Source organism: Caballeronia sp. KNU42 (assembly GCF_053760385.1).
In genome coordinates, this window is record NZ_JBSNBT010000003.1 from 179240 (window position 1) to 200111 (window position 20872).

General features: G+C 58.8%; 14 protein-coding genes and 4 pseudogenes. 9 read left to right on the plus strand and 9 right to left on the minus strand.

The genetic code is table 11. The features are described 5' to 3' along the window. The first annotated feature begins 61 nt into the window (after positions 1-61). Both ACSOSP_RS41015 and ACSOSP_RS41020 read left to right on the plus strand, forming a co-directional pair. A complete protein-coding gene (locus ACSOSP_RS41015) occupies positions 62-5584 on the plus strand; it encodes an AAA family ATPase (protein WP_455315454.1) in 5523 nt (1840 codons plus the stop codon). A 263-nt stretch (positions 5585-5847) separates the two neighbouring features. Then, positions 5848-7287, plus strand: a pseudogene (locus ACSOSP_RS41020) (IS1182 family transposase). 467 nt (positions 7288-7754) lie between these two features. Here ACSOSP_RS41020 and ACSOSP_RS41025 read toward each other — a convergent pair. The 4 genes from ACSOSP_RS41025 to istA form a co-directional block, all read right to left on the minus strand. Continuing rightward, the gene (locus tag ACSOSP_RS41025) at positions 7755-8504 is read right to left on the minus strand and encodes a glucose 1-dehydrogenase (RefSeq protein ID WP_455315455.1); all 750 of its coding nucleotides are present in this window, start codon (positions 8502-8504) and stop codon (positions 7755-7757) included. 373 nt (positions 8505-8877) lie between these two features. Further along, entirely contained in the window at positions 8878-9096 is a 219-nt protein-coding gene (locus ACSOSP_RS41030) for a hypothetical protein (RefSeq protein ID WP_455315456.1), read from the minus strand. After that, positions 9093-9860: an IS21-like element helper ATPase IstB gene (istB, locus tag ACSOSP_RS41035; RefSeq protein WP_455315457.1), complete on the minus strand. Its 768-nt coding sequence runs from the start codon at positions 9858-9860 to the stop codon at positions 9093-9095. Before istB ends, ACSOSP_RS41030 begins: the two co-directional genes overlap by 4 nt. Next, positions 9847-11349, minus strand: a complete 1503-nt coding sequence (gene istA, locus ACSOSP_RS41040) for an IS21 family transposase (protein ID WP_455315458.1) — start codon at positions 11347-11349, stop codon at positions 9847-9849. Before istA ends, istB begins: the two co-directional genes overlap by 14 nt. Before the next feature lie 212 nt (positions 11350-11561). Between istA and ACSOSP_RS41045 the strand changes: the two genes are divergently transcribed. Continuing rightward, positions 11562-11780, plus strand: a complete 219-nt coding sequence (locus ACSOSP_RS41045) for a hypothetical protein (RefSeq protein ID WP_455315459.1) — start codon at positions 11562-11564, stop codon at positions 11778-11780. Positions 11781-12351: 571 nt separating this feature from the next. Next, positions 12352-12539: pseudogene (locus ACSOSP_RS41050) on the plus strand (VOC family protein); the annotation flags it as partial. Positions 12540-12790: 251 nt separating this feature from the next. Here ACSOSP_RS41050 and ACSOSP_RS41055 read toward each other — a convergent pair. From ACSOSP_RS41055 to ACSOSP_RS41075, 5 genes and pseudogenes are all read right to left on the minus strand, one after another. Continuing rightward, positions 12791-13496 (minus strand): annotated as a pseudogene (locus tag ACSOSP_RS41055) (ISKra4-like element ISBte1 family transposase); the annotation flags it as partial. Between the two features lie 37 nt (positions 13497-13533). Continuing rightward, positions 13534-14142: pseudogene (locus ACSOSP_RS41060) on the minus strand (plasmid pRiA4b ORF-3 family protein). Between the two features lie 71 nt (positions 14143-14213). Further along, positions 14214-14522 (minus strand): DUF4148 domain-containing protein, encoded by a 309-nt coding sequence (locus ACSOSP_RS41065; RefSeq protein ID WP_455315460.1) that lies wholly within the window; start codon positions 14520-14522, stop codon positions 14214-14216. A 21-nt stretch (positions 14523-14543) separates the two neighbouring features. Next, positions 14544-14867: a hypothetical protein gene (locus ACSOSP_RS41070; protein WP_455315461.1), complete on the minus strand. Its 324-nt coding sequence runs from the start codon at positions 14865-14867 to the stop codon at positions 14544-14546. A 121-nt stretch (positions 14868-14988) separates the two neighbouring features. Continuing rightward, positions 14989-16134 (minus strand): porin, encoded by a 1146-nt coding sequence (locus tag ACSOSP_RS41075; RefSeq protein ID WP_455315462.1) that lies wholly within the window; start codon positions 16132-16134, stop codon positions 14989-14991. Between the two features lie 732 nt (positions 16135-16866). Between ACSOSP_RS41075 and ACSOSP_RS41080 the strand changes: the two genes are divergently transcribed. From ACSOSP_RS41080 to ACSOSP_RS41100, 5 genes are all read left to right on the plus strand, one after another. Continuing rightward, positions 16867-17178, plus strand: a complete 312-nt coding sequence (locus tag ACSOSP_RS41080) for a DUF4148 domain-containing protein (RefSeq protein ID WP_455315463.1) — start codon at positions 16867-16869, stop codon at positions 17176-17178. Positions 17179-17426: 248 nt separating this feature from the next. After that, complete coding sequence (locus ACSOSP_RS41085; protein WP_455315464.1) at positions 17427-17639, plus strand: DUF4148 domain-containing protein; 213 nt, start codon at positions 17427-17429, stop codon at positions 17637-17639. Between the two features lie 135 nt (positions 17640-17774). After that, complete coding sequence (locus tag ACSOSP_RS41090) at positions 17775-18455, plus strand: response regulator transcription factor (protein ID WP_455315465.1); 681 nt, start codon at positions 17775-17777, stop codon at positions 18453-18455. A gap of 57 nt (positions 18456-18512) precedes the next feature. Beyond that, complete coding sequence (locus tag ACSOSP_RS41095) at positions 18513-19892, plus strand: ATP-binding protein (RefSeq protein ID WP_455315645.1); 1380 nt, start codon at positions 18513-18515, stop codon at positions 19890-19892. A 79-nt stretch (positions 19893-19971) separates the two neighbouring features. Further along, on the plus strand, positions 19972-20703 hold the full coding sequence (locus ACSOSP_RS41100; protein WP_455315466.1) for a response regulator transcription factor: 732 nt from the start codon (positions 19972-19974) through the stop codon (positions 20701-20703). Positions 20704-20872: the final 169 nt, after the last annotated feature.

Below are 20872 nucleotides of genomic sequence, written 5' to 3' on the forward strand. Positions count from 1 at the left end.
ATTACCCACGATAGCATTTAGCAGCCCGTTTCTTTCACCGAGAAAGGAGCAGCCTTTCGTCGTGACAACACGAGCGTTCTCTATGACAGAGGATTCTGGGTACATGTTAGAGCCGCTTCGCGAGGAGGCGGACTTCACCCTTTACCGCGGGAGGGAACTCGGCAAACAGACGCCGGTCCTGGCGCTGGCGGTTGCCGCTGAAGGGCCGTCGCCCCAGAGCCTGCGGCGGCTCGAACACGAATGGTCGCTGGAATCCAAACTCGATGCGGCATGGGCGGCTCAGCCTGTGGCGCTGACCCGTCACCTGAGGCGAGCGGTTCTCATTCTCAAGGACCCTGGCGGTGAACCCCTGGATCGGTTCATTGAGCAGCGCAAGGATCACCCGCTCGATCTTCCACACTTCCTGCGTATTGCCATTGGTCTGACGTCAGCGCTTAGTCAGGCTCACCAGCAGGGCCTCATTCATAAGGACGTCAAGCCGGCAAACGCACTGGTCGACCACGCCGGCCACGTGTGGCTCACCGGCTTTGGCATTGCTTCCCGACTCCCGCACGAGCGCCAGGAGCCCGAGGCCCCGGAATACATCGCAGGCTCGCTGCCCTACATGGCGCCCGAACAGACCGGACGGATGAACCGTTCTATCGATTCGCGCAGTGACCTCTATTCGCTCGGCGTCACGCTTTATCAGATGCTGACGGGTTCGCTGCCCTTCACGGCGGTCGATCCGATGGATTGGGTCCACTGCCATATTGCCAGAAAACCGGTGCCGCCCGGCGAGCGGGCAGCAGACGTTCCCCCCGTCATCTCTGCCATCGTCGTGAAGCTGCTCGCCAAGACGGCCGAGGACCGGTACCAGACCGCCGCAGGTCTCGAACGCGACCTGCGGCGCTGCCTCGCAGATTGGGAGCGCGGGTCGCTCGCCGACTTCCCGCTGGCTGAAGATGACACGCCGGACCGGTTCTTGATTCCGGAAAAGCTCTATGGCCGAGACCGCGAGGTCGAGGCGTTGCTTGCGTCCTTCGATCGCATGATCAAAATCGGGGCGCCCGAGCTGGTGCTCGTCTCCGGATACTCCGGCGTCGGCAAATCCTCGGTCGTGAATGAACTCCACAAGGTGCTCGTCCCACCGCGCGGCCTCTTCGCCTCCGGCAAGTTCGATCAGCGCAAGCGCGACATCCCTTACGCCACGGTGGCGCAAGCCTTCCAAAGTCTCGTCCGGCAGGTTTTGGGCAAGAGCGAAACTGAACTCCACATCTGGCGGGAAGCGCTTCGCGAGGCGCTGGGTCCGAACGGGCCGCTGATCGTCAGCCTTATCCCCGAACTCGAACTCGTTATTGGCGCGCAGCCACCGGTCCTCGAGCTTCCACCGCAGGATGCGCAGCGCCGTTTCCAAACTGTATTACTGCGGTTCATCGCCGTCTTTGCGCGGCCTGAGCACCCGCTGGCATTGTTCCTCGACGATCTGCAATGGCTCGATGCCGCGACGCTTGATCTGCTCGAAGATATTCTCGCGCAACGGGATATCAGGCATTTGCTGCTGATCGGCGCCTACCGGGATAACGAGATCGATGCCACGCACCCGCTCATGCGCAAGCTCGATGCGATCCGCCAAGCGGGCGCAACAGTACATGACATCGTATTGGCGCCTTTGACCTACGACGATCTTGGACAATTGATCTCGGACTCCTTACGCTGCGAGGCTACGCGCGCGAACCCACTTGTTCAACTGGTGCAAGAGAAGACCGGCGGCAATCCGTTCTTTGCAACCCAGTTTCTCCATGCGCTCGCGGATGAATCGCTGCTGGCCTTTGATCACACTGATGCTCGCTGGTCCTGGGACCTAGGTCGCATCTACGCGAAACGCTACACCGATAATGTCGTCGATCTCATGGTCGCCAAGCTCAATCGCTTGCCGGCCGCAACACTGGCAGCACTTCGCCAACTCGCTTGCGTCGGCTTCCGTGCCGATTTCGCGCTGCTGGCAACGGTCTGCCAGACCTCTCCCGGAGAGCTTCACGACAGTCTTTGGGAAGCCGTTCGAGCCGGCCTGGTGTTCCGGTCGGAGACTTCCTATGCCTTCCAGCACGATCGCATCCAGGAGGCTGCCTATTCGCTGATCCCCGAGGCCGCGCGCGCGGAAATTCACCTCCAGATCGGCAGATCGCTGTTGGCGGACACGCCGCCCGACAAGCGCGAAGAGATCGTCTTCGAGATCGTCAGCCAGTTCAATCGAAGCGCCACGCTGATTACCGCGCAAGAGGAACGCACGCAGGTGGCGTGGCTGAATCTGATGGCCGGCAAGCGCGCCCGGAACGCCACCGCCTATTCCTCCGCGCTGACGTATTTTGCGGAAGGCCGCGCTTTGCTGGCGGATGATTGTTGGGCGCAGCAATACCCGCTGGTTTTCGAGCTCGAGTTACACCGCGCCGAAGCCGAGTTTCTGACGGGCGAGATGCCAAGCGCCGAAGAGCGGCTGTCGATACTGGCCCGCCGGGCGACAAATCGGGTCGATCAAGCCGCCGTCGCCTGTATGCACATGGATCTTTACAACGTTCTCTCCCGGTTGGACCGAGCGGTGGCCGTGTGCCTCGACTACCTCCAGGGGGTTGGCGTCGACTGGTCTGCCCAGCCAACGGATGAGGACGTACAGCAGGAGTACGAGCGCGTATGGCGCCGATTGGGCACCCGTCAGATCGAAGATCTGATCGATTTGCCCCTGCTGAACGACGCTGATACGCGCGCTACTTTGGACGTGCTGACCAAGGCAATGGTGTCCTCGCAGTCAACCGACAGCAACCTGTTCCGACTGATGGTCGCACGCATGGTGAATCTTAGTTTGAACCACGGCAATAGCGACGCGTCATCCTGCGCCTATGTCTGGTTTGGTTGGGTCTTCTCGTCCGACTTTGCGGACTACCCGACGGCGCTGCGCTTTGGTCAGCTCGGCATCGATCTCGTAAACAAGCGAGGGCTGGACGCCTTCAAGGTTCGTGTTTACCTGCCCTTCGCGATCTGGATCAGCCCGCGCCAGCAGAGCGTTCGATCTTGCCGCGCGCTCATCCTGCAGACTTCTGACGAAGCGAATAGCACCGGCGATCTTGCCTATACGGGATATTGTCACGTTAATTTAATCATAAACTCTTGCTTTTCCGGCACCCCTTTAGGTGATTTAGATCGAGAGGTGATGGTCGGAATAGAGTTCGCGCAAAAAACCAATTCTGTCTTGATCGCAGCCATCGTCCTCAGTTTTCTCTTTCTTGTTCGGACGCTCAGGGGCCTACCGAATGATTTCGTAAATTTAGGCGATAAGCAGTTCGACGAGGACGCGCTGGTGCGGTGTCTCGAGGCAGAGCCAAATCTGTTGCTTGCTGCAGGCTCATACTGGATCAGAAGATTGGAGACGTGCGTTTTCGCGGGGGATTATGCCGAAGCGGTCGCAGCTGCGCTCAAGGCAAAGGGCTGGCTGGACTTGCTCTCGCTAGCGGCGACATTTATCGACTTGGCCGAATACCATTTCTATGCCGCGATGGCGCGAGCTGGCGCTATTGACGCTGGCGCGGCCAGCCCTAGTGAAGGGCACTCGGACCTGGAAGCACTGACGGCCCACCACCAGCAACTCCAGACTTGGGCCGAGCACTGCCCGGAGAATGTCGGGGACCGCGCTGCGCTGGTGGGCGCCGAGATTGCGCGTCTGGAAGGCCGCGACCTAGACGCCGAGCGCCTCTATCAACAGGCTATCCGCTCGGCCCGCAAAAATGGCTTCATCCACAATGAGGCGCTGGCTTGCGAGACCGCCGCTCGCTTCTATGCGGTCCGTGGCTTCGAGGACATCGCCGAGATGTATCTGTTGCGCGCCCGCGAAGGCTATCGGCGCTGGGGCGCGGATGGCGTGGTACGGCAACTGGAGGCTCGATATCCGCAACTGGCCACGGCCGAGCCGCGCGGCACGGCGAAAGAGGTGATCGATCAGCAGCTCGACGTTGCAGCCGTCGTCAAGGCGTCACAAGCTCTGTCGAGCGAAATGCTGCTGCCCCATTTGATCGAGCGGCTCATGACCATCGCGTTGCAGAATGCGGGGGCCGAGCGGGGGTTGTTGATCCTGATTCGGGACGGCGAGCCGAGAATCGAAGCGGAGGCTGCCACCGGCCAGGGCAAGATCGAGGTTGCGGCTCGCCACGCAGCGATTACGCCGTCCGATCTGCCTCAATCCGTGCTGCATTACGCCATCCGGACGCGGGAGCGCGTACTCCTCGATGATGCCTCGGCCGATCATGTGTATTTAGAGGACGAGTATGTGCGGCAGAGTCGCTCTAAATCTGTCCTCTGTCTGCCAATCGTCAAGCAAGCGAAATTGGTCGGCGCACTCTATCTTGAGAACAACCTGGTACCGTTCGCCTTCACGCCCGACCGCGTTGCGGTGCTGCAGTTACTGGCCTCGCAAGCCGCTATTTCACTGGAGAATGCGCACCTCTATGCGGATCTGCAGCTCCAGGCCGGACTGCTGCAGCGACTTCCTGTGTCCGCCTGGACGCTCAAGCCTGATGGAACACCGGACTTCGTGAATCAGGTTTGGCTTGACTACTCCGGTCAGACTCTCGATTTCGTCCGGTCGCATCCCGAGGCCTGGATGACCGCGGTCCACCCCGACGATCGCGAAGCGGCAACGACGGCCTTTTGGGACGGGGTGCGCTCGGGACAAGGATTCACAATGGAAACCCGCTCGCTGCGCGCTCAGGACGGAAGCTATCGCCGGCATCTCCAGCAAGCTGTGGTCTTGCGTGATGCTGAAGGAAAGGTTCTGAAATTCATTGGTACCACCACCGACATCGACGAGCAGAAGCGTGCCGAAGACGCGCTACGTCAAGCGCAAGCCGATCTCGCACGCATTAACCGGACGACCACCATGGGGGAGTTGACGGCTTCCCTGGCACACGAGATCAATCAACCGATTACCGCTGCTATCACTTACGCAAATGCCTGCCTGCGATGGCTTGATCGCGACGAGCCGGATCTCTGCGAGGCGCGCTCGGCAGTCACCAATATTGTGAGAGACGGACAACGCGCTGCCCAGATCATCGCCAGGATCCGCACACAATTCGAAAAGGGCGCCCTGAATCAGGAGGTCGTCGAGGTCAGCGAGATTGTGCGGGAAACCGTGGGCCTCCTGCGCGGCGAGGCAGCGCGATACGACATATCGGTCCGCACGGAACTGGCAGCCGGTCTCCCCCAGATTGTCGGAGACCGCGTGCAATTGCAGCAGGTCGCGATGAACCTGATCGTCAACAGCATCGAGGCGATGAAGGATGTTAATGGAATCCGGGAGATGGTCATCAGGTCGCAGCGGGCCGAAAACGGGCAGATTCTTGTGTCTGTCAGTGATAGCGGCATGGGCGTTCCACCGCAACTCACGGAACAGATTTTCGATCCGTTCTTTACAACCAAGTCCCACGGCACCGGCATGGGGCTTCGCATCAGCCGTTCAATCGTCGAGTCGCATGGTGGGCGTTTATGGGTCACCGGCGCGCTTGGGCGGGGCGCGGTCTTTCAGTTCACCCTGCCTGTTGCGGTTGCCGACCGTAATTAATTAACGTGCCCGGTGCAGTTGATATTCAGATCGGGTACGGGCTCGCGTCGGGGTGAAGAGTCGCTCATTTCACGGCTCAACGTAGCCTGGAAATGGTGGCTGACAAAACGACGACCACTGCAGGCTCCGCCCGAGTGTCTGGTACTTGCTTGTCAGCCGTCATTCGGCACACGCAATACCGGGAGACGGCTATGGGTCCAGGTTGTGTGAAAACGCGCGCTGATCGGCTAAACTGAAGTAACGCATTTATGTCGGGCCGGCACATGAAGCGATTCGTTGAAGGCGAAGACCGTAAGCAAGCTATCTTGCTGCCCGAGTATCTTGAGGACTATGTGTCCGACGACAATCCAGTGCGCGTGGTCGACGTCTTTGTCGATGAGCTTGATCTTCATGATCTCGGCTTTGAGGGAACCGCTCCGGCGACGACGGGACGCCCCTCATATCATCCATCTGTACTGCTCAAGATTTACGTCTACGGCTACCTGAACCGCATTCAGTCGAGTCGGCGTCTGGAGCGTGAGACTCAACGCAACATTGAACTCATGTGGCTGACAGGCCGCCTTCCACCGGATTTCAAGACCATTGCCGACTTTCGCCGTGACAACGGCAAAGCGATCCGCAATGTATGCCGGCAATTCATCGTGTTGTGCCGTAACCTAGACCTGTTCTCACAGTCGATTGTGGCCATTGACGGCAGCAAGTTCAAAGCCGTCAACAATCGTGATCGCAACTTCACGAGTGGTAAGGTCCGGGCACGCATGCAGCAGATTGATGAGAGCATCGCGCGTTACCTTGCGGCGATCGAGACAGCGGACCGGACGCAATCCGATGTCGCCGAGGCGAAGACGAGCCGCATCAGCGACAAGATCAAGAAGCTCCGGCAGCAGATGCAGGACCTCAAGGCAATGGAGCAGCGGCTGCGCGAATCACCAGATGGACAGGTCTCGCTGACTGATCCGGACGCGCGTTCCATGGCCACCAGCGGTCGGGGAACAGGGATGGTTGGCTACAACGTTCAGACAGCCGTTGATGCCACGTCGCATCTGATCGTGGCACACGAGGTCACCAATGTTGGCAATGATTGTAACCAACTGACGAACATGGCCGGACAGGAGCGAGCGGCTACCGGCATCGAAAATCTGACCGTTGTTGCTGACCGAGGTTACTTCAAGGGCGAGGAAATCCTGCAATGCGATGAGGCGGGTATTACGGCCTTCGTTCCCAAACCACTGACGTCGGGCAGTAAAGCAGATGGGTACTTCGGCAAGCAGGACTTTGTCTACGTTGCCGAAGATGATGAGTAGCGTTGCCCAGCGCAACAGCGGCTCACTTGGCGTTTCACAAACATCGAGCACGGTATGGCGCTGCATTGCTACTCGAGTTCGGCTTGTGCTACCTGCTCAATCAGAAAGCAATGCACATCCGGGAAGCAGGCCCGCCGGATAAAGCGCTGGGAGCACGAGGGCGTAGTCGAAGCAATGCAGCAGCGACTCCACCAGAAGCCGGAAATGATGCGCATACGCCGTCAGACCGTGGAGCATCCGTTTGGTACGCTCAAGTTCTGGATGGGCGCGACGCACTTCCTGATGAAGACACGCGAGCATGTCAGCACCGAGATGAGTTTGCATGTGCTCGCATACAACCTCAAGCGCGTCATGGCGATCTTAGGCACTGCGGCGTTAATGCAAAAGATGAGGGCCTGAGGAGGGCCTTACATCAAACCGGCTGCGCCGCGGCGAACCGGAGAGCTTCTGGGCTTGTCGACGAATCTTCGCATTCTGACCGGCCTGAAGGTCCTCCAACCATGCAGCGGGCTAAAACAGCTGCCAATGGCCGTGATCGAAGGCGCGAAGTCGTCGAACCACATCGGTTCGTGTTTTTACACAGCCTGGGTCGAAATGTGCCTGCCGAACCATCCAGCTTAGCCTGCCCATCTTTTGCAACGCGACAGAGAACGTTCGACTCCAACAATTTGTCGAGCAGATTGACCTCTTCCTCCGAGTCGTAGATGACTTGCCGAAGGTGTACGAGCCCGCCGTAATCAAGCCCAAATGCGTCGCCGCCAAGCCAAGTTCTAGTTTTCTTGTGCGGCGACAAACCAATAGAGTAAGCGCAAACGCAAAAAGGCGGCATCTGCCTCAAGCCAATGCCGCCAACCTGCGGCTTACTCTTAGACTTGCGCCATGCCACCATCGACGGTTAGTTCGATGCCCGAGATATAGCTGCTATCGTCGGATGCAAGGAACAAAGCCGGCTTGGCGATTTCTTCCGAGAGACCAATGCGACCTAGCGGCACCTGCGAAGTAATGCCCGACTTGAAGCCTTCGATTTGCTCGTCGGTGAGGCCAGTCTTCCCGAAGATCGGTGTATCGATAGGACCCGGGCTGATCGCATTCACACGAATCTTGCGTGCCTTGAGATCCGTCGTCAACGTACGTGCCAACGAACGTACCGCAGCTTTAGTGGCCGAATAAACGCTGAACGCTTCCATGCCCTTGGACGATGCAATCGATGCGTTCAAAATGATCGATCCGCCGTCCGGCACCAACGGAAGAAGCTTCTGCACCGTGAAGTAAGCACCCTTCACGTTGACGTTGAAGGTTTCATCGAATTGCGCTTCCGTAACCTGATCGATCGGTGCGAGCGAGCCCAAACCAGCGTTCGCGAAAATGACATCCACGCGGCCGTATTTCGCTTTCACATGGTCGTGAAGTTTGTCCAGATCCGACAGCTTGGATACATCGCCCAGCACGCCTTCTGCGTTTGCGCCGATGCTTTCTACCGCTTTATCCAGTTCCTTCTGGCGGCGTCCCGTGATGATGACCCTGGCGCCTTCTTTAGCGAAGAGCTGCGCAGTCGCCAAGCCCATGCCGCTGTTTCCGCCCGTGATTACGGCGATCTTTCCCGATAGCTTCGTCATGTCACTCCTTATGCTTCAGTTTGTTGACTGGAGCAGGCCCGTTATCAAGCTCTGTTCAGTCGCTAAGAATTAGCTGTTCCCGTAACCGTTGACATCGGTTGCGCGGTGTTGGACTGACTATAGGCACGGTGCATCGCGGGAAATAGCAGGTGGCGACGAATACACTCATCGGCTCAAACGAACAATCAAAATGCTATCGATATGAAGCCAAGGACTAAGCGCGTAATCCGTTTGCTACGGTTCCACGTACTTATGCCGGCGCGATGTTGTTAGCGGCGGTGCAAATCCGACACTAAACGGCGGCGTCAGGTTGAGTAAAGCGACAACGCCCAGGGGCGCTTATCGCTGACTCGTGGTTGTTGCCTGCTCGTGCTCAGAATGGATCGTCGACGCCGGTCGGGTGAGCGTTCACGGGAGGCGCGCGTTGTTCGCGCTGTAGCTCGTGCAATGCGAGCTGGTAGTGCGTGCAGATCCGCTCGCGTAGATCGTCGATGAGTTCGACGACGGCGAGCGCTTGCTCGGCGGACCAGTTGTCTGGGATCAGGAAGTCGAGCCCGCAGGCGATCCCCGAAGGCGAGTGATGGCGCGTCATGATGTCTTCTTCTCGGCCTTTGCCACACTACGTTTTTTCGTGCGTTGCTCAGCGCGTTCACGTGCCTCCTTCACACGATAGGACTCGCCCTCGATCACCACGACTTCTGCACGATGCACGAGTCGGTCAACGAGGGAGACGACGCAAGCCGCATTTGGAAACACCTCATGCCATTCTGCGAACGGTCGATTTGTTGTAACCACCGTTGATGCAACGCCGTACCTCCGGCTGACGAGTTCAAACAGCAGATCGGCGTGGCGGTTCGAGTACGAGAGGTAACCGACCTCATCGATCACGAGCACGTCGGGTGAGGCATAGCGGTTCAGCCGGCGGCGCAACGCCGAGTCGCTATCGAGCGCGGCCAGTTCACCGAGCATCTGGCCAGCGGTGGTGAACAAAGCAGTGTGGCCACGTGCGATTGCCTGATAGGCGAGATTGAGCGCCAGTGTGGATTTACCGACGCCGTTCGGGCCGATCAGCACGACGTTGGCGGTGTCCTTGACGAACTCAAGTGACATCAATTCTTCGACGGCGGCACGATCGCACCGCTTGGGCCAGGCCCAATCAAAGTCGCACAGCGGTTTGAAGCTGCCTAGATGCGCATCACGGATACGCCGCTCCAGAGAACGGCGACCGCGCTCGTCCTCTTCCCACTGCAGCAGAGGTGCAACCCACTGCTCGGACACCACGTCGGGCCAATGCGCCAGCAGTCCATACAGGCGCAAGGCGTGTGCGCGGGTTTGTAGTACATCAGGCGTGTTCATCAGTGTCTCCCGTGATCTGGTCATAAATGTCGAGCCGATGGGGCGTCACGAGCGTGTCTTTCTTGCGCACGTGTTCGGGCAACGGGACTGCGACGGGTGGAGGCGCTTGCCGCGCCCCGCGCCGGCGCTCCAGCGCCAGACGTACCGGATTCGGATGAGGCGCCGCGCCACTGGCCAGGGTCTCCTCGATGGCCGCCTGCAGTTCGGCGGCGCCATAGCGATCGAGCAAGCGCAGCAGATGAGATGTGATGTTGCCCAGATTGCCGCCGCGTTCAGCGGCGCGCAGCATGAGGGCCTGACTGGCCGGCGCAGCCCGGCTCAGGTGGTCCAGGCCACGATGGTGACGCGCTTCGCGTTTGCGCTCGACGAGGCCGTCGATGTGCGCTGCAATTTCGATCTGTGCACCACGATCGTAACTGCGCTCATGGGTGGCGAGCAGATCGGCGCCGTCGAGAATGCGGACCTGCCGCGGATTGGCCCGTACCGTGAGCGCGCGCCGCACGTACGTATGCGGGATTGTGTAGTCGTTCAGATCGAAGCGAACATACGGCGTCTTGTTGACCTGCACAGCCAGTTGCAGTTCGCACGGGTACGGATTCTCCGGCAACGGCAGCAGGCTGGGCTGTTCGCGGGCGAAGGCCTCACGCACGGTGATGGCGGGTTCTTCCCGGCACGGTCGATCGGCCGCAGGTCCGGCGCACCAGAGTGCAGCCTGGGCATTGAGGTCGTCGAGGTCAACGAATTTGCGCGCGGCAAAGAAGCTCTCGCGTACAAATCGGATAGCCCTCTCGACGCGACCCTTCTCATTTCCTCTGTATACGGCCACAGGACGAGGCTCGTAGCGATGATGCGCGGCGAACGCGAGCAGCGTCGGGTTGAAGCGGATCGCGTCACCCTGGCGTTCGAGCACTGCACTTTTAAGGTTGTCGTACAGGATGACCCTTGGGACGCCGGACCATGCCGCGAAGGCGCCGGCGTGACCGGCGAGGAAGCTGTCCATGCGCGCATCGAGGAAGAAGTGCAGATAGATCTGTCGCGACCACGACAGCACCATCACGAAGGCCATCAGGGGCCGGCGCGCACGTCCGATCTGCAGATGGCCGAAGCTCCCCCAGTCGCATTGAGCTTGCTCCCCAGGCAAGGTGCGAAGCCGAAGGTATGCCTCGGCCACCGGGCGCGGACGATGAAGCGAAACCAGGTGTCTGAAGTGGTGTTGACCGCCGTGGTAGCCGCGCTCATAGACCATCGCGTACAGGCGGCTGGCTGTGAGCGACGGAAACTTCTTCAGCGTCTCGAGGATGAACGGCAGGTACGCATCGATCTGCGAAGGCCGCTGAACGGCGCCGATCCGGGGCAGTCCGGCCTGAGCCAGTACGCGCTGGACGGTGCCGCGGTGCACGTGCAACTGGCGCGCGATGGTGCCACAGCGCCACTTCTCGACGTGGTAGTAGCGCAGGATCTGTGCTTCAAGTTCGGTTCCAATGGTCATGGGTCATGTCCTGTGAAATGCGTAGGAATGCAAACATCACGGAAGACCCGACGGCGAAGTGGCCCAAGGCGTACGAAGCCCGAACAGACGCATTGGCAGAAATGGCAATGCTCAGGCACAGGTGCGGCGGTGATGGATACCGGTGATGTGGCCGCCGACGTCGTCGAAGTCGGTGCCAGTAGAGCATCGGCGGCAGGCGAGGCGGAACCGTGATGCGTCACTTTATTCTGGCGGCTGCGATAGCGGCGCATCCGTTCGGCGTGTGCAAAGCGGCCATGACGGCTGCGCTGGTAGCGTCGGCCGGCCTCTCGCATGCTGGAATGGCGCGAAAGCTCGGCGCAGTCGCTATTGCAATAGATTTGGCCGCGGTCGCAACGGCGGCAAACAATGACCTGTGCCCGACAGCGCACGCACACGAACAGTCGGCCTGACGCCGGCATCGAGAATCCCTGTCAATGCCGATGCAATATCGACAGGGCTGACCAAGCGTGCAATACTTGGCGCGCACTCGTGCCCCGTCGTACGCGTGTTGGGTTCGACACCGGAATGAACCTGGCAGTTTGGGCCGGTGTCGGACCTGTTTGTTCGGCGGTAGGTAAAACTTCTTCTACCGCATCCCGCCCTTTGCGTCACCCCCGTCAGAAGCGAGCAGCACCGGGTGCGTCTGCACTCGCCCTTCGGGCTCCTTCCGACGCACCCGATACCTGCCCATCGGCACCTCCGCCAGTCGTCGAAAAACCCGTTCTGAAGAACAAGTCATTTAGCGTTTCTGATTGACGCCGCCATCTGGTGTCGCTTTCCGACCGCCATTCACAGATGTACACGCTGCGACCGCGATCACGGTTTGATGATCACTTGGCGCAAAGCAAAGGCTCGATGCGCGCGCAGCCGTATCATGTAATCCAACGGTAACGTGCTCATGCCGCAGGTTCGCGGCTTTCTAGGAAAGAGTCGGAAATGAAAAAGCTCATCAGCGATGTCTCCTGTGGTAAGGCAATTTAGCCGCTTCCACTGCTGCCGTACCTACGCGTCATGTTTACTGTGGAGGACATCGACGATACGCTCGCCCGTCTCGGAAAACGCGGCGCGGAACTCGTCGGCAAAGTGGCCCAGTACGAAAACACGTATCGGCTCTGCTACAGCCGGGGGGCTCCGAAGGAATCCACATCGGGCTCGCTCAAGACAGATGAGCGGACGTTTGATCACCACGATCTGAGTCAATCGTGCAGTCCGAAAAGATCGCTATTGGCGTTCGCCCGTATGCCGTGACTTATATTCGACCAAATTGTCGGGCGGTCGTCCGCCGTATCGAAGGAGTGATGGCACGCGTTCCAATCCGCTGCGATGCTGCGCATACCGTTTTATTCAAGAATTGTCGCCATCTGCCGTAATTAGGAAAATTAGCATCAAATTGGCTTACGGAGGTAGCGTTGAAGAGGTGGATGAACTCCTCCAACCTGGCCAGGAGCCTGGCCTCCTCGGGACTGCCATCCGTGGCGAGTTCCCAACCCAGGCTTTCAAGCCGCCGCAGTGCCGGATAGGGGCAGCCGTGCCAGAGGTGCCACTTTGCACTGTGCAGCCCATCAATCACCACTTCGGCGCATGGCCGTTCGTCGCGGTCCGGGAGCCCCTTGATCATCTGTTCGAGATTTTGTACCCGCATGGCGACGTGAAACCAGTCGAGTACACAATCGCCAAAGTCGAGCTGGGCGCGGCGCACGGTGTCGCCCCCATCGGACAGGAAAGTCACCGGCTGATCCGCGGCGACACCTTCCTGCGCGAGAAACGCCAGCATACGATCGACGGGCGCGTGCTCGAGTGTATGAACGTACGCGAAGCTTTGTCCGCTACAACCGCGGGCTGTCGATCGATAGCCGACCAAAGACGGAGCGGTAGACCAGACGATGGTGGCCTTTGACGGTCAGACGGGAACCGCACTTCGGACACACGCTCATTCGAGCAATTGCCTCAGCGGCCTTGGCATCGATCATCGAACGCTGCAGCCGGCCCAGCAGCGCCTTTGCCTCTTCAAGATGCAAGCCGAGGGAGCCGACATCGAAGCCTTCCCGTTCGAAGTGGGCTATCTCCGTGACGCTTGCCCGCTCTTCGACTTCCGTCCGAACCACAATCTGCACGCTGATCTGCATCGCAGCCTCCCGCTCAACCGTCCCCTGGGCGATCAGCTTACCGCGCAAGCGTCTGCAGCCGCTCATTCGCCGCACACCGGTCGAAACACCTATCCAGCCAGATCAGCCATTCATCGACCTCAACGCGCAGATCGTTCACCTCGATCTGGCTTCCCCGTAAAGTCTCGATCCACTCGAGAAACTCGTGCTCACTATGAACTTCCAGAGCGTTCATATATCTCTCGGGACCTCCGGCGTCTTCTGGCGGGCAACGCCCGGCGCCCGCGACACAGCGTGGTAGTGGCGTTGACCGGTGGTTGCACGTTCGCCGCTCGACGCGCACGTCATGTAACCACAACGAGGTGAGCTCGTACAGATAGGTGAAGCGCTCATGTTCGTGCAGGCCAAACGCAGCCAAGGACAGGGTGTCTGGGCCGTCGAAGAACTGTAACGCACCGTCCCGATGTCCACCGTAATGCCATCCGCGGATGACGAAGCGGTGCAGGTGTTCGTCGTGCCAGCCCATGGCGATTCACATCACGTGATGCAGCTGCGCAATCGTGATCTGCTCAGGAATTAGGAGTCGCCGCCAGACCGGCGGGCTAACGCCCCGCAGACTGATTCGCAACTGGAGAACGGAAATGGCTTCTGAAGAGTCGGAGTCCATCGACTCACTATAAACACCTCCTTCGGTTATTTTTTTGGGGCCGATGCAAGCCCCTGCTTTGGCGCGGTCTCCTAGTACTGCCCGGCGCTGGCCGCGTTTGCAACTTTTTGCGCCGTACAATCCCGCTGATATTCAGCACCGAGCCGCCTTTCGGCATGGTCTATATCACCTGGATAAGGAGCGTTGGGTGAGCTTGCATCGTAACCGGCGGCTTCGAGTTCGTAGAGTTCGTTCATCACCTGCTTGTGTGTAGCGGGCGCCCGGGAGTGGATAAACGGGTAGTCATTGCACTGCTGTGCTGTAAGCGTTGGTGCCGCTAAAGCGACCGTGCTTGCAATGAAGAGCGGAGAAAGAATAAGCAGTTTAAGCGTCGCTTTCATAGAACCTCCTTAAGGTCATATCTAACGCACGTCGACCGGCACGCTCGTATGAACTTGTCCGCATGCGGTTAATGACAGGATGAGGAGGGTCGCATGACGCCAAGCCGGCGAGATCATGAAGAATTTGTCATTTTTCGGGGGGCTCGTCCGCGATCCTTTTGACGCACTGTAAGCGCAGCTCACCCGCATCGATAGGAGCCGGAAACACACTGCAAACGCGTCGGCTAGCTCTGTGAGCTCGTCGTCCAGATGCGCGGCAAACTCGGCCCGGACGACGGCATCCTCGTCGAGCAGTTCGCGTTTGACGGCTTCAGGGTCGGACAGGTCAATTGTCGGTGGCGCCATGGGGGGCCTCCTTTGCGACTTGACATCTATTGAGTGACACCACCAAAAGCCGGGACGCATGGAGCCTTCGTCCGCAGCGTTTCCCCTATCGCGTCGCTAACACCTCAACGTGACAGCGCCATCAGAACCGGTGTGTCATCGCCAATCGGGCCATCATCTGATTGCCGGTTGAAGAGATCCCCGATGAACCCGGGATATCGGCATTGTCGAATTGCGTTCCCGTGTTGCCATTCACGTGTTGATATGCCCCTTGAATATAGACCGACGTACGCGTGCTGAGGTCATAGTCAAGCATCAACGAGAATTGATTGTACTTAGGCATCGAGCGGCCGGTCGTAGCTGAAATTTGAGCGAAGGTATAAGTGTAGGCAGCCGCCATCCAGAAATCAGGCTTGAAGAAATACTGGCCATTGATTTCGAAGTTATCGAACTTCCACGAGTTCTGCGTACCCGCCACCGGCTGGTCCGTAAAGTAGGCATTGCCAATCGGGTTGTAGACATCCACATGCGAATACGCGAACGCCAGCATCGCCTTGTTCGAGAACGTATACGACACGCCCGCGTCAATGTTCTGCTGCGAGTCAGCCGTAAAGACCGTTGTATCGTTTGACACGGCACCCGAAGCATTGGCTCCGCCGCTATTGGTCTTCATGTACGCGAGAGCCGCAGCAAAGCCCCCCATCTTGTAGCTACCCGCGGCACTGTACATGCGGTTCGTCGCGAACCCGCCCGCCTGGTTGCTGAAGCCGTACATGGCTTCTCCAGTAAAGCCGCTATAGGTCGGTGATACATACTTGACTGAGTTCTGGATACGATAATCCCAGTCCGAGTTATCGTTGTCGAATGGATGCGCCGCCAGATCGCCAATAGTGTTGCCGGCAGCAGTGAACCCGCTCCACATGTCGATAGTGGGATCGTACTGACGGCCCATGGTGAACGTACCATACTGAGCTGACGATAAGCCAACGTAAGCTTGACGTCCAAACTCAAGACCGCCTTGACCCAGTTGCCCGTTGTTCGTATTGAAGCCATTCTCCAAAAGGAAGATTCCCTTCAGTCCATTGCCTAGGTCCTCACTTCCTTTCAAGCCCCAGCGGCTGCCCACGGTGTCGCCACTGACCATTTCGTAGCCGCGATTGCCCTGACCATTACTCGTAAAGTCAAACCCTTCGTCGATCAGACCATAGAGTGTGACGCTGCTTTGCGCATGCGCGGCGGTGCTCAGGAAAATTGCCGGAATCGCAGCGGCTAGAAAGGTTTTCTTCATGATTTTCCATTCCCTATGAATATAGATTCAAATGCGTGTGTGTCGCTTGATGTCGGTTCCTGCCGCGCGAACTCGCCGACGAAATCAAGACTTCATGAAAGCGCCCACGAAGGTTAATGAGCCGTTATTCATAGCTGGGGCGACCAACTGAAAGTCAGACTTTCAGGCGCCGGAAGAATGCCCGCTAAAGAGCGTTGCGGCTTGCTGGCGAAGCAACGGTGTAGCGCGTGAAGCATCGGGCAGGGAGGCACGAGAACGATGCGTGTCGTGAATCCGATACAGCCGGCTTCCAAACAATTTGAATTGATGTATTGGACCCTTGCTCGAGCGCTTCGGAGGCCGCATACGCACCGAAAAAAGGGCCGCGTGAAAGCGCTGCCTTCGCAAACAGGCAGGGCAGTGTGACGTGTGAAACGGGGTTTGTAAGCGAAACGAGCCTTTACGCAAGCGACGTGTCAGCTCCACGCCATCATTCGCAAGCCCTGCGCTTCTGAACAAAGTGCTCTATAACGTGCACTCATGCCGGTTCGTTCGGCGGACGACGTTGATGTACGGCCCGGCCTTGCGTCGGAGCCTCTGCGCTTGTCTTGGTGAACCTTAAATTACTCTTCATGTTACAGCGGATTTTCCGTTGCAATCAGTTCGCTATCCTGAATCTCGTCACCCGCCGCTAAATAAAACCAGCCAGGCGCAGGCGACCACCCAAGCCCGATATCTTTACGGAGAACACCCATGAAACGCCTTTCCGCTGCATTGATTACGTTTTCACTCGCCCTCACCAGCGCATCCGCGTTGGCCGCCCCAAGTCTCACGCAGGCCGAGTGTCACGACTACCCATTCACGCCGCTCAAGCATACCGTCACGCATAAACAACTGATGCAGGAGTTGAGCGAGCTGGAGGCGGTAGGGTATCAACCGACTTCCGACGACAACGAATATCCGAACGATCTGCAAGACGCCGAAGCCAAGCTGCATCAGGAGTTCCGTCACGACTGCATGCCAGCGCAGGTCGCGGGCGATCCGGCCAGTCCCTCCGCGAACTAAGTCCTGAGCGTTGCTTCACAGCCGTGGCCGTGAACGAAGCAAGGCCGCAATTCGACAGCCCGTGCTAAGCAATGGTTCACGAAAGTTTCGATGTTGGCTTAGAGGCTTTGCACTACGCACTTTTCAATAAATATCTTTTCATGAAGTGGATGACGGACTGTTAAGGGTCCCCGCGTAGTCTCAACACCATCGCAACGCGATTGGCGGACTGCGACGCTTAATTCACGAGGTTCCCCAGGAGTAGCGATATGAAAAAACTCTTTTTCGCAGCCAGCCTTCTCTCGTGCGCAGTGTGTTCTTCGGCATTTGTCCAGTTACCGGCGAAGGCCGCTCAAGAGCAATCGTGGAAACCGCCGGTCTCGACGCTCACCCGCGCGCAGGTTGAGCGCTCGCTCGTTCATGCTGAGAAAGACGGTCAGCTTAATTACCTCGATTCGGTGGTTTATCGCGGCGGCCACTAAACTTCAGGCAGCTTTCTGATGCCTGTCCGTCAATTCCGTTCGCCGATCTCATCGAGTCGGTTGTGGCATCATTTACCCTCTGGTAGTGCAGACGGCAGCCGGTTTTTCGCTGGTGCCGACTTGGGATTGGGAACAATGACGACACGAGTGCTCACGGTAGAGGACGATCCGCTAGCAGCGAATGAGATCGTGGCAGAGCTTGAAAAATGCGGGTTCGAGGTGGACTGGGTAGACAACGGGCCCGATGGTCTCGCCCGTGCGATGAGCGGCGAGTATGACGTGATCATGCTCGACCGCATGCTCCCGGGACTCGACGGCCTGACTATCCTCACCACTTTGCGAACGGTTGGCATACAGGCGCCGGTGTTGATGTTAAGCGCGCTTGGCGACGTAGATGAGCGTATTCGCGGCCTGCGTGCGGGCGGTGACGATTACCTGACCAAGCCGTTTAATTCAGACGAACTCACAGCACGTCTCGAAGTACTGCTGCGACGCCGGCGCGAAACTCCGGCACGCAATGCAACAACGCTGAACGCGGGACCGCTCCTTATCGATCTGATCTCGCGCAAGGTGACACGCGACGGCATTGAAGTACCGCTACTGCCAACCGAGTATCGCATCCTGGAGTTCATGATGCGGCATGCTGGTCAAACCATCACGCGTACCATGCTATTCGAAGCGGTGTGGGGTTATCACTTCGATCCCGGCACCAATCTGATCGACGTTCACATGGGGCGCTTGCGCAAGAAGATCGACGCCCCCGGTACCAAAGCAACTATTCAGACCGTGCGTGGTTCGGGCTATATCCTGACGTGATCTATTTCCTATAAGCACACCTTGGCTGACTCAACGAATCGAACGCATCCTGTAGAAATGGGGCGCCGCTGGCATAACACGACCTTCCGATGGCTTTCGGTCTACGCCGTCATCTTCGCGCTGTCGGTCATGGTGCTGATCGGGTTCATCGGCTGGTCCGCAACTACGCGCATGGAGTTCGATGCGGACTCCGTGTTGCATTGGCAGATCTTCTACTTCGGGTCCATAGAGGACCAGGCGCTTCCGGCGACCATCTACCGGCGCACGGAAGGCGAGCACCTGAATACCAATTACTTCGGGCTGTTTGCCGCCGACGGCACCCATCTCGCCGGCGATATCCGCGTGTTGCCTGCGGACCTGCCGCTGGATCGTCAAGGTCATACGCTCAACGACAGCCTGATTGTCGCCAACCAGGCGAAGTCGCCCGTCGTCCGGGCCATGGGCATGCGTCGGCACAACGGCGAACAGATCGTGGTGGCCCGTGATCTCACGCACGTGCTGGCTGTTCGCGAGACGATGATCAACGCGTTGGTTGGCGGGGGTTTGTTCTGCTTGCTGGTGAGCATAGCCAGCGGCTTGTTGCTCAACCTGCGGCAGATGCGGCGTGTGCGAGATATTCGCCAGGTAACCTTGCGGATCGCGCAGGGAGACCTGAAGCGGCGTTTGCCGATCGGTGGGCGAGACGAACTGGATATGCTCGCGCATCTGGTGAATCACATGCTCGCGGAAATCGAACGGCTGATGACGGAGGTCAAGAGCGCATGCGACGGAATAGCCCATGACTTGCGAACCCCGGCCGCGCATATCCGTACCTTGCTTGCCAATGTGGCCGAACGCATGCACGTGATCCAGGATGATGGCGTCGCGCAAATGCTCGACCGTGCGCGAGTCGAAGCCGATATGCTGCTTGACCGCTTCGGTGCGATGCTCCGCATTTCGGAGATCGGCGCCTTGAAGCGGCGTGGCGGGTTCTCGTCCGTGGATCTCACTACGCTGGTCCATGAATTGAGTGACCTGTATGAACCGCTCGCCGAGGACCGGGGAATTAGCTGGGCGGTGACGGTCGAACAGGTTCCCGCGGTGCATGGAGATCGGGCGTTGTTATTCGAAGCATTCAGCAACTTACTCGACAACGCGATCAAGTTCGCGCCCGACAACGGCGCCGTGCGTATTGAACTGACGGATCATCAGCAGGGCGCGCTGCTGGTCATTTCGGACAACGGTCCGGGTATTCCGGAGCGCGAGCGGGAAGCGGTGTTGCAGCGCTTCTATAGAGCCGATCAGACGCGTCATCTGGCAGGCTCGGGACTCGGGCTCAGCATTGTGTCGGCCGTGATGCGGTTGCACGATTTCGCGCTTCGTGTGGGCGCCAATGGTACCGGTCCCACCTCCGGTACGACGATGACGGTTGAATGCTGGCCCCACGCGCTCGAGTGATGCGCGTGCTGATTGTCGGGTTTCCTGATGGCCGTCCTGATTAACCGATCCACTGATCAACCGAGTAAGAGCCACCCCTATGCGAGTTCTGCTCATTTCCTCCGTCTGCACCGAAGGCGCTTATCTGCACAAGGCTTTACGTGAAAGCGCGCACAGCCTGCAAATGACCGACGATCTGCGTGACGGGCTCCATCTCGCGTCGCACGACACCTTCGACGCGGTGTTGATCGTCGCCGTCGATACTGAATCCATTTGCAACGTGGCAACGTTGTTGTCCGAATTCGCGTGTTTGCCCGGTTCGCCCGCGATCATGGTCGTCCTTGGACGCGCGACGCCTGTCGAGCGAGCGCGCATGCTGCGCGCGGGTGCGGACGCGTGCTTCGTGCACCCGTTTTCGTTTATCGAAATGCAGGAACGCATGCTGGCGTTGTATCGATCGTCGCTGCAGGGCTTGGGCGACCCTGCGCTCGACCTTTCGCTGAGGCTGGATCCGCTTACGCGGGAGCTGGTGGAGGGAGACAAGCGCTTCCCCCTGACCAAGCGCGAGTTTCTGTTGGTTGAGTCGCTGCTGCGTCAGCCCGATGCCCCCGTCGCGCGCGACCATTTGATTCGGTATGCGTGGCCTGACAAGGACGTCGTGGACCCGTCGAGCGTGAATCTGGTTGTCTCGCGGCTGCGCCGCAAGATTGAGTTGCATGCCTTCGGCGCGCGTCTCGAAACCGTCAGCCGCTTTGGTTATCAGATCAGCACGACGCAGTTGCCGCCTGTTCCCGCGTTTTCCGTCTCCCGATCGAACGTTGGAAATGCGTAAGCGCGATGCTCCCGTGCAGGGAGCTCGCGCTTACGTTACGTACGCATCGGGCTAGATCAGGAACCGAAGAAGGGCTGGCAGTAATCCACCGGACCCACGCAAGCGTTGGAATCGGTTGACGCGCCTTGCATCGAGGCGCAACCGGCTAGCGAAAGGCCCAACGCCAGCG